The organism is Kitasatospora sp. NPDC057015 (assembly GCF_042673745.1).
GTDB lineage: Bacteria > Actinomycetota > Actinomycetes > Streptomycetales > Streptomycetaceae > Kitasatospora.
In genome coordinates, this window is record NZ_JBHUSG010000021.1 from 43621 (window position 1) to 57493 (window position 13873).

The 13873-nt window shown below is 73.1% G+C and carries 10 protein-coding genes; 4 read left to right on the plus strand and 6 right to left on the minus strand.

Translation table 11 applies throughout. The features are described from left to right. Positions 1–110: 110 nt before the first annotated feature. The 5 genes from ggt to ACFTWP_RS20835 form a co-directional block, all read right to left on the minus strand. Positions 111–1880: a gamma-glutamyltransferase gene (ggt, locus tag ACFTWP_RS20815; protein ID WP_380266177.1), complete on the minus strand. Its 1770-nt coding sequence runs from the start codon at positions 1878–1880 to the stop codon at positions 111–113. A 566-nt stretch (positions 1881–2446) separates the two neighbouring features. Beyond that, positions 2447–3556, minus strand: coding sequence for an ROK family glucokinase (locus tag ACFTWP_RS20820; RefSeq protein WP_380266097.1), 1110 nt, complete (start codon positions 3554–3556; stop codon positions 2447–2449). Next, entirely contained in the window at positions 3553–4353 is an 801-nt protein-coding gene (locus tag ACFTWP_RS20825; RefSeq protein WP_380266098.1) for an ATP-binding cassette domain-containing protein, read from the minus strand. Before ACFTWP_RS20825 ends, ACFTWP_RS20820 begins: the two co-directional genes overlap by 4 nt. Further along, positions 4350–5399 carry an ABC transporter permease gene (locus tag ACFTWP_RS20830; protein ID WP_380266099.1) on the minus strand — a complete coding sequence of 350 codons (1050 nt, stop codon included), beginning with the start codon at positions 5397–5399 and terminating at the stop codon, positions 4350–4352. The genes ACFTWP_RS20825 and ACFTWP_RS20830 overlap by 4 nt, the downstream gene beginning before the upstream one ends. Beyond that, positions 5396–6394 (minus strand): substrate-binding domain-containing protein, encoded by a 999-nt coding sequence (locus ACFTWP_RS20835; RefSeq protein ID WP_380266100.1) that lies wholly within the window; start codon positions 6392–6394, stop codon positions 5396–5398. Before ACFTWP_RS20835 ends, ACFTWP_RS20830 begins: the two co-directional genes overlap by 4 nt. Before the next feature lie 347 nt (positions 6395–6741). On the opposite strand from ACFTWP_RS20835, the gene ACFTWP_RS20840 reads away from it, so the two are divergent. Next, positions 6742–7881: an alpha/beta hydrolase gene (locus ACFTWP_RS20840; RefSeq protein WP_380266101.1), complete on the plus strand. Its 1140-nt coding sequence runs from the start codon at positions 6742–6744 to the stop codon at positions 7879–7881. 81 nt (positions 7882–7962) lie between these two features. Here ACFTWP_RS20840 and ACFTWP_RS20845 read toward each other — a convergent pair whose 3' ends face one another. Next, on the minus strand, positions 7963–9555 hold the full coding sequence (locus ACFTWP_RS20845; protein ID WP_380266102.1) for a PucR family transcriptional regulator: 1593 nt from the start codon (positions 9553–9555) through the stop codon (positions 7963–7965). Positions 9556–10042: 487 nt separating this feature from the next. On the opposite strand from ACFTWP_RS20845, the gene ACFTWP_RS20850 reads away from it, so the two are divergent. Genes ACFTWP_RS20850 through pucD form a run of 3 tightly spaced genes read left to right on the plus strand, consistent with a single transcriptional unit; the run spans position 10043 to position 13772 of the window. Continuing rightward, positions 10043–10933 carry an FAD binding domain-containing protein gene (locus ACFTWP_RS20850; RefSeq protein ID WP_380266103.1) on the plus strand — a complete coding sequence of 297 codons (891 nt, stop codon included), beginning with the start codon at positions 10043–10045 and terminating at the stop codon, positions 10931–10933. Further along, complete coding sequence (locus tag ACFTWP_RS20855; RefSeq protein ID WP_380266104.1) at positions 10930–11415, plus strand: (2Fe-2S)-binding protein; 486 nt, start codon at positions 10930–10932, stop codon at positions 11413–11415. The genes ACFTWP_RS20850 and ACFTWP_RS20855 overlap by 4 nt, the downstream gene beginning before the upstream one ends. Then, entirely contained in the window at positions 11412–13772 is a 2361-nt protein-coding gene (gene pucD / locus ACFTWP_RS20860) for a xanthine dehydrogenase subunit D (RefSeq protein WP_380266105.1), read from the plus strand. Before ACFTWP_RS20855 ends, pucD begins: the two co-directional genes overlap by 4 nt. The last annotated feature ends 101 nt before the right edge of the window (positions 13773–13873 follow it).

Genomic DNA, 13873 nt, shown 5'->3' on the forward strand with positions numbered 1-13873 from the left:
AATCTACCGCCAGCCACCGACAACGGACCGCAGCCCGGCGCCCGGCCGCCCGGGCCCGCGCGTTCGCCCCCGGGCCCGGGGCCGGTCCGGCGGATCTTGCCGGGCAGGCCCTAGCGGGACGGCCGGACCACCGCCGCCGACCCGCCGCCGCGCCGCACCGGCTCGGCCGCCGCGGCCCACCGCCCGTCCGGCAGTCGCTCCACCCCGGTGGCCGCGCCGATCTCGGGGGTGGCCGCGAAGACCTGCCCGAGGGCCTCCAGCCGGGCCCGCTCGGGCAGGGCCAGGAAGGCCGGCTCGGCCTGGGTGGCGGCGCCGTTGCGCTGGCTGGCCCGGGGCGCGGCGATCGCCTGCTCCAGGCTCAGACCGCGGTCCAGGCGGCCGAGCAGCACCTGCAGCACGGTGGTGATGATGGTGGCGCCGCCGGGCGAGCCCACCCCGAGGACGGCCTCGCCGTCCCGCAGCACGATGGTCGGCGAGATGGAGGAGCGCGGCCGCTTGCCGGGGCCGGGCAGGTTCGGGTCCGGCACGCCGGGGGTGTTGGGCGCGAAGGAGAAGTCGGTCAGCTCGTTGTTCAGCAGGAAGCCGCGCCCGGGCACGGCGATGCCGCTGCCGCCGGTCTGCTCGATGGTCAGGGTGTACGCGACCACGTTGCCCCAGCGGTCCGCGACGGTCAGGTGGGTGGTGCTGGGCCCCTCGTAGGTCTCGGTCACCGCCGGGCCGGTGCTGCCGCAGTCGGCCGGGTGCCGCGGGTCGCCGGGGGCGAGCGGGCTGGTCAGCGCGTGGTCCGGGTCGATCAGGCAGGCCCTCGCCGTGGCGAAGCGCGGCGAGAGCAGTTCCGTGGTGGGGACGTCGGAGAAGCGCGGGTCGCCGACCCAGCGGTTGCGGTCGGCGAAGGCGATCCGGCTCGCCTCCAGGTAGTGGTGGTAGTACTGCACGGCGTCCGCCGAGGCCAGGTCGGTGTCCTCCAGGATGCCGAGCGCCTCGCCGGTGGTGGTGCCGCCGGAGCTGGACGGCGCGATGCCGTACACGTCGTAGTCGCGGTAGGCGACGTGGGTGGGCTGCTGGCGGGCGACCTGGTAGGCCGCGAGGTCGGCGGCGTCCACCCGCCCCGGGCGGGCCACCCGCCCGGAGGCCGGGTCGACCGGCGGCTGCTGGAGGGTACGGACGATGTCGGCGCCGATCGGGCCCTGGTAGAGGGCCTTGGTGCCGTCCCGGCCGAGCTGGCGGTAGGTGGCGGCGAGGTCCGGGTTGCGCAGCGTGGAGCCGACCTCGGGCAGGGCGCCGCCGGGCAGGAACAGCCGGCTGCTCTCGGGGAAGTCCCGGAACCGGGCCTCGTTGCCGGCCGTCTGGTCCCGGAAGGTCTGGTCGACGGTGAAGCCCCGCTCGGCGATCCGTTCGGCCGGCTCCAGCACCTCGCCGAGCGGGCGGCTCCCCCAGAGCTGCAGGGCCCGCTCCCAGGTCGCGGAGGTGCCGGGGACTCCGACGGAGAGGCCGCTGGTGACGGCGTCGGCGAAGGCCAGCGGCTTGCCGCCCTCCAGGAACAGCGACTCGTCGGCCGTCCGGGAGGCCGTCTCACGGCCGTCCAGGGTGGAGACCCGGCCGGTGGCGGCGTCGTAGTAGACGAAGTACCCGCCGCCGCCGATGCCCGCCGAGTAGGGCTCGGTGACGCCCAGTGCGGCGGCGGTGGCCACCGCCGCGTCCACGGCGTTGCCGCCGCCGCGGAGCACCTCGATGCCGGCCGCGGTGGCGTCCGCGTCCACGCTGGCCACCGCTCCGCCGCGGCCGACGGCCTCGGGCGCCTTGGCCGGCGGGGCGTCCGCCTGAGCCGGCGCCACGGTGGCACAGACGAGTGCGGTGGCGAGCAGGAGCGGCGGGGCGATGCGGGCCAGGGCTCTCACGGTGGACCTCCTGAGACGACGTCAGGTCCGTTCTTTCACAGTCGAGGTGCACCGGACAACAGGGCCTCGGCCCGCCCCGGGCCCGGCTCCCCGGCGCGGACCTCCCCGACCGGGGCCGGTGCCCGCCCCGAGCAGCGGGACTGCCGCCGGGGTGGTTCCGGGCCGCTCGGGGCTGGCCGAAACCGGGCGCTCGTTCTCGGCCAGTCGCCGAGGTCACGCCCATCACTCATTGCATGTGTGGCGGCACGCCTGGTAGTCATTGTCATGTCACCAACAGAAGAAGGGACGTCTCGCCATGACGACCAGAAGACCCTGCGCACGACCGAGCATGCCCCCGGGCACCCGCCCGTCCCACCGGACGGCCGGGCCGACGCCCGGGATGCGGCGCCCCGACAGATGAGCCGGCCCCGGCCCGGCCGCCGCCAGGGCTGCCGGGCCGCCGGGCCCACCCGCACCACCCGCACCACCCGCACCACCCGCACCACCCGCACCACCCGCAGGCCGCGTACGGCGGCTGACGCCCGACGCACCCGATGCGGCGGACGGCCTCAGGAGGCCACGCCGCGCTCCACCCGGTGGCGCTTGATGGTACGGAACCGGCGGGCCACCTGCCGCGCCAGGTCCGCCGCGCCCACCAGACCGGCCTCGTTCCCCAGGTCCGCGTGCACGATGAAGGCCTCCGGCCGGAACCCCCGGCCGGTCAGGGTGCGCTTGAAGGCCTCCCGCGCCGGCCCCAGCAGCAGGTCCCCCGCCTCCGAGACGCCGCCGCCGATGACGAAGCGTCCCGGGTCCAGGGCGGCGGCCAGGTTGGCGATGCCGACGCCCAGCCAGGTGCCGACCTCGTACAGCAGCTCGGTGGCCACCGGATCGCCCGCCCGGGCCGCCTCGGTGACGAGCGGACCGGTGATGCCCGCCATGGTGCCGCCGGCCCGCGCGAGCAGCGGCTCCACCACCGGGGACTCCTCGGTGACCAGCTCGCGGGCGTCGCGCACCAGCGCGTTGCCCGAGGAGTACTGCTCCCAGCAGCCGCGGTTGCCGCACGGGCAGCGGTGCCCGCCGGGCACCACCTGCATGTGGCCGAACTCGCCGGCCAGCCCGTACTTGCCCCGGTCCACGTAGCCGTCCCGGACGACGGCGCCGCCGATGCCGGTGCCCAGCGTCAGCATCACCATGTGGTCCTCGCCGCGCCCGGCGCCGAACCGCCACTCGGCCCAGGCGGCCGCGTTGGCGTCGTTCTCGACGATCACCGGGAACCGCAGCCGCTCGCTGAGCGCCTGCTGCAGCGGCTCGTTGCGCCAGTTGAGGTGCGGGGCGAAGAGCACCCGGGAGCGCTCCGCGTCGACCCAGCCGGCCGCGCCGATGCCGACCGCGTGCACGTCGTGCCGGTCGGCGAGGCGCAGCACCAGGTCGACGATGACGTCCTCGACCACCTTGGCGCTCTTGCTCTTGTCCGGGGTGTCGGTGCGCAGCTTCTCCAGCACCCTGCCCTCGCCGTCGACCACGCCGGCGACCACCTTGGTGCCGCCGATGTCGATGCCGATGGTGGGCAGTCGCAGGAGGCCCGGTGGCAGGGCCCGGCGGCGGCGCTCCGCGCGCGGGCCGAGGCCCAGCAGGGTGGGCAGGACCGGCTGCCTGGTGGGGGCGTTGGGGCTGGTCACTGCGGCGGACGCTCCTTCGGGTCGGTGCGGGCCAGCTCGTGGCTGAGCTCGGCGAGGTCGGAGCCGCCCGCCATCTCGGTGGTGAGCTGTTCGAGGCTGATCTCCGCGCGCGGGTGGCTGCCGGCCATCCTGCCGCGTTTGAGCAGGGTGAAGTGGTCGCCGACCAGATACGCGTGGTGCGGGTTGTGCGTGATCAGCACCACGCCGAGGCCGGCGTCCCGGGCCGCCGTCACGTATTTCAGCACCACCCCGGACTGCTTGACGCCCAGCGCGGCCGTCGGCTCGTCCAGGATCAGCACCTTGGCGCCGAAGTGGACCGCCCGGGCGATCGCGACGCACTGGCGCTGGCCGCCGGAGAGGGTGCCGATCGGCTGGTCGACGTCGTGCAGGTCGATGCCCATCCGCAGCAGCGCCTCGCGGGTGGTGGCCCGCATCGCGGCGGTGTCCAGGCGCAGCCGGCCCGGGCCGCGGCCGAGCTCCGAGCCGAGGAAGAAGTTGCGCCACACCGGCATCAGCGGGACGACCGCGAGGTCCTGGTAGACGGTGGCGATGCCGCGGTCCAGGGCCTCCCGCGGGGAGCCGAGGCGGACCTCCTCGCCCGCGATGGTGTAGCTGCCCTCGTCGTGCCGGTGCAGCCCGGCGATGATCTTGATCAGGGTGGACTTGCCGGCGCCGTTGTCGCCGAGCACGCAGCTGATCTCGCCCTCGCCCAGGGTCAGCGAGACGTCCCGGAGGGCGCGGACCGAGCCGTAGGTCTTGCCCACGGCGGTCAGCGCCAGCAGTTCGCGGCCGGTCATCGGCCCGTCCCCCGTTCCACCCGGCGGCGCACCCAGGAGTTGAGCAGGGCGGCCAGCAGCAGCATCGCGCCCAGGAAGAACTTGAACCAGTCGGGGTTCCACTCGGCGTACACGATGCCCTTGCTCGTCATGCCGAAGATCAGCGCGCCGAGCGCGGAGCCGGCCACCGAGCCGTACCCGCCGGTGATCAGGCAGCCGCCGATCACGGCCGCCACGATGTAGATCAGCTCGTTGCCGACCCCCTCGCCGGACTGCACGGTGTCGAAGGAGAACAGCAGGTGCTGGCCGAGCACCCAGGCGCAGAAGCCCACGCCCAGGTAGAGCACGGTCTTGGTCCTGGCCACCGGCACCCCGACCGCGCGGGCGGCGGCCGCGTCGCCGCCCACCGCGAAGATCCAGTTCCCGAAGGCGGTGCGCAGCAGCACCCAGCTCCCGATCAGCAGCAGGCCCAGCCACCACCAGACGGTGGCCTTGACGGTCAGTCCGCCGACGGTGGTCTCGGAGGCGAACAGCCACCGGCAGGACGCGAAGCCCTCCATGTCGGAGATCGGCCTGGTGGTGACCGTCCCGGTGACGAGCTTGGTGACGCCGAGGTTGGCGCCGGTGAGCATCAGGAACGTGCCGAGGGTGACGATGAAGCTGGGCAGCCGGGTGCGGCTCAGCATCCAGCCGTTGAAGGCGCTGACGGCCAGCACGACCAGCAGCGAGACCAGCACGCCCACCCAGGTCACCGCGGTGAGCTGGTAGGAGACCATCGAGGAGGTCAGCGCGGCGGTGGTCACCAGGACACCGGCCGACAGGTCGAACTCGCCGCCGATCATCAGCAGCGAGACCGGCACCGCCATGATCCCGATGGTGGAGGCGGCGTACAGCACGGTGCCGACCGAGGAGGTCCGCAGGAAGCTGTCGGCGACGGCGGAGAAGACCAGGAAGACCGCCGCCGCCGCGATCAGCGCGCCGATCTCGGGCCGCTTCAGCAGCCGGCGGAAGGCCGGTGGCCGCTCGGCGGCCAGCACGTCCACGGGCGCGGGCGCCGGGCCGCTCATCGGGTGCCCCTCGCGACGTACCGGGCGAGCGCGGCGGCGTCGTCCTTGGTGAGCACCTGCGGGCCGGTCAGGACCGGCCCGCCGCCGCCGAGCACGTCGAGGTTGTAGCGGTGGAGCCAGAGCAGGTCGACGCCCTCGTAGCCCTGCAGGTACGGCTGCTGGTCGACGGCGAAGCCGACGGTGCCGGCCTGCAGGCCGGCCACCACCTGGGTGCCCAGGTCGAAGGTGTCCAGCTCGACCGGGCGCCGGGCGTCCTGGACGGCCTGCAGCGCGGTGGCCGCGACCGGGGCGCTGAGGGTCAGCACGGTGTCCAGGCCCGGGTCGGCCTGGAGCTTGGCGGAGACGGCCGCCCGGGCGTCGGGCATGTTGACGCCGTCCACGTAGAGGGTCTGGAACTGTCCGCCGAACTTCGACCGGGCGCCGGAGCAGCGCTGCTCCTGGCCCACGTTGCCCTGCTCGTGGATGACGCAGAGCACGTTCCGGCGGCCCCGGGCGTCCAGGGCGGCGCCGGCCGCCTGGCCGGCGACCGTCTCGTCCTGGCCGATGTGGGTGAGGGCGCCGAACCGGGCGGAGAACTCCTGGCCGGAGTTGATGCTGATCACCGGGATGCCCGCCGCCTTGGCCTTGGCCAGCACCGGGCCGAGCGCGTCGCCCTTGGCGAGCGTGACCAGCAGGCCGTCGACGCCCTGGTCGATGGCGGCCTGGACCAGCTGGACCTGGTTCTGGGTCTGCGCGTCGTTGGAGTACAGCAGGGTGATGTTGTCCTTGGCCGCGGCCTGCTCGGCGCCCTTGCGCACGGTGTCCCAGAACGCGTCGCCGGCCCCCGCGTGGGTGACCATGGCGATCTTCCAGCGGGGGGTGTCCACCGCGCCGCCGGCCGTCGCGGCCCGCTCGCGGGCCTGCTCGGCCCGTCTGCCGCCGGTGCTGCTGCAGCCCGCAAGGACCGTCGCCAGCAGGAGCGCCGCGCAGATCGGGCGGAGGGGGATTCGGGTCATCGGGATGTCTCTCCTGCTTGCCGGCCGGGCCCGCCTGGTCCACCAGTCTGGGACGCCGGGTGTCCGAACGGCGGGACCGCCTCGCCCGGTCCCGTCCCGCCCGAACGGTATCGTGCCTGCTAGGGGGCGTTTCTCGGAGATCCCTGGGCGAATCGGGTGACCACACCCGCGCGGATGGCAGACTGTGTCCGGGCTGAGCGCGAATCATCAGGAAAATGTGATGTTCCTCTCAGGTTTTCCACAGATTCGCCGGCAACCGATCTTCTGTTCCACGCCGTCCCATCCCATTGGAGAGCGCACCGGGCAAGCGGGGCCCGGGCGGCTTGCTACCCGGATACGAGAACTCGATGCAACTGACAGGCACACCGTTCCTCCTCTGCACGATCGTCCTCGTGCCGCTCTCCATCGCCGCCGCGATGCTGCTGTGGGGGAAGGTGCGCGGCCCCCGGCCGCTGCGGATCCTGTCCAGACTGGCGATGCTGCTGCTCTGTCAGTTCACGGCCGTGACGATGGTCTTCGTGATGGTCAACAACGCGAACCTGATCTACGGCAACTGGGACGACCTGCTGGGCACCGGCCACCACGTCCGCGCGGTGCCCAAGGTGCCGCCGGCCGACCTCCCGGGCGCCGACGGCCGCGCCCCGGGGCAGGACGCCGCCAAGCCCCCCGCCAAGGTGGTCCAGTCCTTCAAGAACGTGGACGACCCCAAGGTGCCCGGTGACGTGCAGCGCACCGACCTGAAGGGCCAGCTCTCCGGCATCGACGGCGAGGTGCTGGTCTGGCTGCCCCCGCAGTACCACGACCCCGCGTTCAAGGACCGGAAGTTCCCGGTGGTCGAGCTGATCCCCGGCTGGCCCGGCTCCTCCAGCACCTGGTACGGCACGCTCAAGGTCTCCGAGCAGCTCAAGCCGCTGATGGAGCAGGGCAAGGTAACCCCGTTCATCCTGGTCTCGCCGCGCACCCTGCTGCTGGGCAACCGGGTCGACGCGGGCTGCGCCGACGTGCCGGGCAAGGCCAACGCCGAGACCTGGCTGGCCCGGGACGTCCCGCAGATGGTCATGGACAACTTCCGGGTCGACCCGTCCGCCGACCGCTGGGCGGTGGCCGGCTACTCCGCCGGCGCGCACTGCGCCACCAAGCTCGCCGTCGCGCACCCGAACCGCTACCGGGCCGGTGTCAGCCTCTCCGGCTACAACGACCCCGGCGCCGAGAAGGAGTCGCTGACCGCGCAGGACCCGAAGCTGCGGGACGCCAACAACCCGGTCAACATCCTCAGGAACGCCGCGCAGCCGCCCCGGGTCGCGCTCTACCTGAGCGGCAACAAGGGCGACGGCTACGAGGACGCGGTCGCCCTGCGGGACGTCGCCAAGGCGCCGACCACGGTGCAGCCGGTGGAGACCACCGGGCCGCACGCCAGTGACGTCTGGAAGCCCATGGTCCCGAGTGTCTTCGAGTGGCTGACCAGCGTCATCCCGGTCCAGCCCTGAGCCGTCCCGGCGCCCTGCCGCAGGCCGAAGGCCCCTCGTCCGTGCGGGGGGCCTTCGGCGTCCGCGGGCCCCGACGGCCGGTCAGGCCAGCTCCAGCGCCAGGTAGAAGTCGACGCGGTCCTCCAACCGGGACAGGTCACGGCCGGTCAGCTCCTCGATCCGGCCGATCCGGTACCGCAGGGTGTTCACGTGCACGTGCAGCTGGGCGGCGCAGCGGGTCCAGGAGCCGTCCGACCGCAGGAAGGCCTCCAGAGTGCGGACCAGGTCGGCCTGGTGCTCGATGTCGTACGCGATCACCTTGTCGAGCAGGCGGCTGCGGAACGCCCGGCGGACCTCGTCCGGGACGGCGGCCAGCAGCAGGACGTGCGAGGCCAGCTCCTCCGGGCCGGCCACGCAGACCCGGCCGACCCGGGCGGCGGCGATCCGGCGGGCGTGCCGGGCCTCCTCCAGGGCGCCGCGCAGGCCGCCGGCCTCCTGGGCGGGGGCGGAGACGCCGAGGGTGATCCGGCCCTCGGAGCCGAGGCCGGCCTCCAGCGGGGCGAGCAGCTCGCGCAGCGCCTCGGCCGGGACGCCGGCGTCCGGGGCGGGCAGGACGACCACCGCGCCGGTGCCGCCGCCCGCCACCAGCGCCCGGTCCGAGGTCTCGGTGAGAGCTTCCTCCAGGATCGACCGCACCGCGCCGTCGGGCAGCCCCGTCCCTTCGGCGCTGACCACCAGCCAGGATCCCTCGGCGGCCTGCGGCTTGGGCTCGCGGCCCTCGTAGCGGGCCGCCATCGCCGAGGAGGCGTACAGGGTGCGGCTGATCTCGGAGGGGTCGGCGTCGCGCTGGAGCAGGGTCAGCACCTCGTCGGCGAGACGGCGGCGCAGCCGGCGGCCCTCGTCGCGGCGGGTGCGCTCGGCGGCGACCAGCCGGGCCAGGTTCTCGGCGAGCTGCTGGCGCTTGGCGGTCCACTCGGTGACGTCGCCGGCCACCGCGAGCATCCAGTCGGCGAGCGGTGCCTCGGCGCCGGGCGTCGCGGGCGCGGGGATCAGCGAGTACGAGCCGGAGGCGATCCGGGCCCGGTGCGGGGGCCGCCGGCGCTGTCTCTGGGCACCCAGATGGGTGCGGACCAGTTGGTCGCGGTCCTCGGCGGGGAGCCGGTCGGCGGGGCCGGCGATCACCGCGCCGGTCGGGGTGAGCACCCAGCAGTCCAGGTCGAGGTCGCCGCCGAGCAGGTCCAGGACGGCGTCCAGCCCCCCGCCGCCGGCCGCCGAGACCAGCAGCCGGTGCCGGTCGACCAGGGCGGAGAGGTCGGCCGCGCGGTCGGCGGAGACCTGCCGGCCGATGAACTCGGTGACGGTGCCGAAGGCGATGTCGTCGGGCACGGCGAGCAGCGGCATCCGGTGCCGGCGACAGGCGTCGACCAGGTCCTCGGGCACCGGGCCGACCTCGGCCTCGCCGGCCGCCAGGGCGACGGCGCCGCCCGCGGCGAGGGTGCGCACGAAGCGCTCGGAGTCCTCGGGGGCGGTGCGCCAGAGCATGCCGGTGAGCACCAGTTCGCCGCCGTGCAGGTAGCGGCCGGGGTCGTGCAGGTCCGTGGTCATGACGCCGCTGACCTGGCGGTCGAGCTCGTCCTCACCGGCGAGCAGCCGCAGTCTGGGGGCTCCGGGGGCGAGCAGGTCACGGACACGCATCCGCAGACTCCTTCGGCTGGGGTGGGTGGCTTGTTCAGGGTGGGGCGCAACTGGCGGACACGCCTGCGGGGCTCACAGTGTGCCCGAACATCAGTGCTCGGTGTTACGTATCAACAGGCGCCCGGGTCACGGGCCCGTAGCTTCGCAATCACGGCCGGATTACGGTCGTAGATGGCGGCCGTGCGCGCGCTGGACTGGGCGATTGTCCGCCTTAGAGGAACGTACAGGATGCCGGGCGGCAGTACGGCAAGGGCTTCATGCCATCGGTGACTGCCTTCGGGTGGTCCGTCGGCGGTTCACTGGCCACACGCCGCCGGACACACCCCGGTGACCAGGACTCAACGCTTCGGCAACGAGACGGTAGCAAGGTCCGACACACCAGGGGTTTCGAGACCCGGGTGGACGCGTCCGACTGGGCGGGTTCCCGCGGGATCTCGGGCACAGTGCCCAGTTGTTCGAGCTGGCAACGACTTGAGGAGACACCCGCATGGAGTTCCTTCGGCCCGCTACCTGGGACGAGGCACTCGCGGCGAAGGCTGAGTACCCGACCGCGCTGCCCATCTCGGGCGGTACGGACGTCATGGTCGAGATGAACTTCGACGTGCACCGGCCATCCGCGATTCTCGACCTCAACCGCATCACCGAGCTCACCGAATGGGAGATCACGGGAGACGTGGTCAGGCTCGGTGCCTCGGTGCCGTACACCCGGATCATCAACGAGCTGTCGGGGCCGCTCCCCGGCCTCGCGCTGGCGTCCCACACCGTCGGCTCGCCGCAGATCCGCAACCGCGGCGGTGTCGGCGGCAACCTCGGCGGGGCGTCCCCCGCCGGGGACGCGCACCCCGCGCTGCTGGCGGCCGGCCGGGACGTCTTCGTCGAGGTCGCCTCGCACGCCCGGGGCACCCGGCTGATCGCGATCGACGACTTCTACGTCGGCGTGAAGCGGAACTCCATGGAGCAGGACGAGCTGATCCGCCGCGTCCACATCCCGGTGGCGGACGGCCCGCAGCAGTTCTCGAAGATCGGCACCCGCAACGCGATGGTCATCGCGGTCTGCGCCTTCGGCTTCGCCCTCCACCCGAAGAACGGCACCGTCGGCACCGGGATCGGCTCGGCCGCCCCCACGCCGCGGCGCGCCGTGGAGGCCGAGGAGTACCTGCAGGGCGTGCTCGCCGAGCGCGGCCTGTGGGAGTCGGGCGACCTGCTGGGCGCCGAGGTGACCCAGCGGTTCGGCGAGCTGGTGAAGGCCGCGGCCTCCCCGATCGACGACGTCCGCGGTACCGCCGACTACCGCCGGCACTCGCTGGCCGTGATGGCACGGCGCACCCTCACCTGGACGTGGAACGACTACAGCAAGCAGATCAGGAGCGCGGCATGAGGGTCACTTTCACCGCCAACGGCAAGCCCGTGGAGGCGGACGACGTCTGGGAGGGCGAGAGCCTCCTCTACGTGCTGCGCGAGCGGGTCGGCCTGCCCGGCTCCAAGAACGCCTGCGAGCAGGGCGAGTGCGGCTCCTGCACGGTCTACCTGGACGGCACCCCGGTCTGTTCGTGTCTGGTCGCGGCCGGGCAGGTGCAGGGCCGCGAGGTCCGCACCGTCGAGGGCCTGGCCGACGAGAGCGGCGAGCTGGGCCTGGTCCAGCAGGCGTTCATCGACGCCGGCGCCGTGCAGTGCGGTTTCTGCACCCCCGGTCTGCTGGTGCAGACCGACGCCCTGCTGGCGCAGGACGCCCAGCCGAGCGACAACGACATCCGCGAGGCCCTCTCGGGCAACCTGTGCCGCTGCACCGGCTACGAGAAGATCATGGACGCGGTGCGGCTCGCTTCCGCCCGCACGTGCGCGAAGGCGGCTTCCGAATGAGCACCCGCACCATCCAGGGTCAGAAGAACCTGCAGGACATCCGGCAGGCCTCCAAGGACGGCATCGGCGGCTCGCCGCTGCGCCCGGACGGCACCCTCAAGGTCAAGGGCGAGTTCGCCTACTCGTCCGACATGTGGCACGAGGACATGCTCTGGGGCATGGCGCTGCGCTCGCCGCACCCCCGCGCGAACATCCTCTCGGTGGACGTCTCCGAGGCGCTGAAGGTCCCCGGCGTGTACGCCGTGCTGACCCACGAGGACATCCCGGGCACCAAGTTCTACGGCCTGGAGATCCAGGACCAGCCGGCGCTGGCCATCGACAAGGTGCGCTACCACGGTGAGGCGATCGCGCTGGTAGCGGCCGACCACCCGGAGACGGCCCGCCGCGCGGTGAAGAAGATCAAGGTCGAGTACGAGGTGCTCACCCCGATCACCACCGAGGAGATGTGCCTCGACCCGCAGACCTACGGCTACGTGCACGAGCCGCACGAGTTCAAGTCGCACGGCTACGACAACATCTGCCACGAGCAGCGGCTGGTCTCGGGCCTCGGCGTGACCGACGAGGTCCGGGCGATGGCCGACGTCGTCGTCAGCGGTGACTACGAGGTCGGCATGCAGGACCAGGCCTTCCTCGGCCCCGAGTCCGGCCTGGCCGTACCCGCCGAGGACGGCGGCATCGACCTCTACGTGGCCACCCAGTGGCTGCACGTGGACCGCCAGCAGATGGCCCCCGTGCTGGGCCTGCCGGAGGAGAAGGTCCGCCTCACCCTGGCGGGCGTCGGCGGCGCCTTCGGCGGCCGCGAGGACCTCTCGATGCAGATCCACGCCTCGCTGCTGGCGCAGCGCACCGGCAAGCCCGTCAAGATCGTCTACGCCCGCGACGAGTCCTTCTTCGGCCACGTGCACCGCCACCCGGCGAGGATGCACTACGAGCACGGCGCGACCCGTGACGGCAAGCTGGTCTACGCCGACTGCCGGATCGTGCTGGACGGCGGCGCGTACGCCTCGGCCTCCCCTGCGGTGGTCGGCAACGCCGCCTCGCTCGGCCACGGCCCGTACGTGATCCCGAACGTCAAGATGCACGCCATCGCGCTCTACAGCAACAACCCGAGCTGCGGTGCGATGCGCGGCTTCGGCGCGGTGCAGGCCGCCTTCGGGTACGAGACCCAGATGGACCGGCTCGCCGCCGAGCTGGGCATGGACCCGGTGGAGCTGCGCCAGCTGAACGCCATGTCCGAGGGCGACTACATGCCCACCGGCCAGCAGATCGACTCGCCGGCCCCGGTCGCCGAGCTGCTCCAGCGGGTCAAGGACATGCCGCTGCCGCCGCCGCTCGACCTGGAGAACCTGGACATCCGCACCGTGCCCGGCGCGCTGTCCAACACCTCGCACGGCGAGGGCATCGTCCGCGGCATCGGCTACTCGGTCGGCATCAAGAACGTCGGCTTCTCCGAGGGCTTCGACGACTACTCCACCGCCCGGGTCCGCCTGGAGGTCATCGGCGGCGAGCCGGTCGCCATGGTGCACACCGCGATGGCCGAGGTCGGCCAGGGCGGCGTCACCGTGCACGCCCAGATCGCCCGCACCGAGCTCGGCGTCGAGCAGGTCACCATCCACCCGGCGAACACCGAGGTCGGCTCGGCCGGCTCCACCTCCGCCTCGCGGCAGACCTACATGACCGGCGGCGCGGTGAAGTACGCGGCCGAGGCCGTGAAGGCCGCGCTGATCGAGAAGGGCCGCCGGCGCTACGGCTGGACCCGGACCGACATCACGCTGGTCGGCGGCAAGGTGGTCTCCGAGTCGGGCGGCACGCTGATCTCGATGGTGGACCTGCTCGGGGACGAGGCGATCGACCTCACCCGCGAGCACCACCACCGCCCGACCGTCCCCTTCGACAAGGTGACCGGGCAGGGCTTCGGCCACGTCCAGTACACCTTCTGCGCCAACCGCGCGGTGGTCGACGTGGACGTCGAGCTGGGCCTGGTCAAGGTCGTCGAGCTGACCGCCGCCCAGGACGTCGGCAAGGCGCTCAACCCGCTGTCCGTGGTCGGGCAGATCCAGGGCGGCTGCACCCAGGCCCTGGGCCTGGCCGTGATGGAGGAGATCATCGTCAAGGACGGGAAGGTGCGCAACGCGTCCTTCACCGACTACCTGATCCCCACCATCCTGGACACCCCGCCGATCCCGGTCGACGTCCTGGAGCTCCCCGACCCCCACGCCCCGTACGGGCTGCGGGGCGTCGGCGAGGCCCCGACCGTATCGGCCACGCCGTCCATCGTCGCGGCGATCCGCCAGGCGACCGGCAAGGCGCTCAACCGGATCCCCGTCCGGCCCGAGCACATCACCGGGACGCTCTAGCCCCGGACCGAAACCTCCCCGGGGCGGCGACCGTCTTCCCCGCCGCCCCGGGGCAGCACCACCCGGCACCCCACGGCGCCGGCCGGCACCGAAGAGCAACG

Excerpts from the sequence above, each read along its gene's own strand:
- ACFTWP_RS20840 (WP_380266101.1), top strand. The coding sequence starts at position 6,742 with ATGCAACTGACAGGCACACCGTTCCTCCTCTGCACGATCGTCCTCGTG.
- pucD (WP_380266105.1), top strand. The coding sequence starts at position 11,412 with ATGAGCACCCGCACCATCCAGGGTCAGAAGAACCTGCAGGACATCCGG.
- ACFTWP_RS20845 (WP_380266102.1), bottom strand. The coding sequence starts at position 9,555 with ATGCGTGTCCGTGACCTGCTCGCCCCCGGAGCCCCCAGACTGCGGCTG.
- ACFTWP_RS20825 (WP_380266098.1), bottom strand. The coding sequence starts at position 4,353 with ATGACCGGCCGCGAACTGCTGGCGCTGACCGCCGTGGGCAAGACCTAC.
- ACFTWP_RS20850 (WP_380266103.1), top strand. The coding sequence starts at position 10,043 with ATGGAGTTCCTTCGGCCCGCTACCTGGGACGAGGCACTCGCGGCGAAG.
- ACFTWP_RS20855 (WP_380266104.1), top strand. The coding sequence starts at position 10,930 with ATGAGGGTCACTTTCACCGCCAACGGCAAGCCCGTGGAGGCGGACGAC.
- ACFTWP_RS20830 (WP_380266099.1), bottom strand. The coding sequence starts at position 5,399 with ATGAGCGGCCCGGCGCCCGCGCCCGTGGACGTGCTGGCCGCCGAGCGG.
- ACFTWP_RS20835 (WP_380266100.1), bottom strand. The coding sequence starts at position 6,394 with ATGACCCGAATCCCCCTCCGCCCGATCTGCGCGGCGCTCCTGCTGGCG.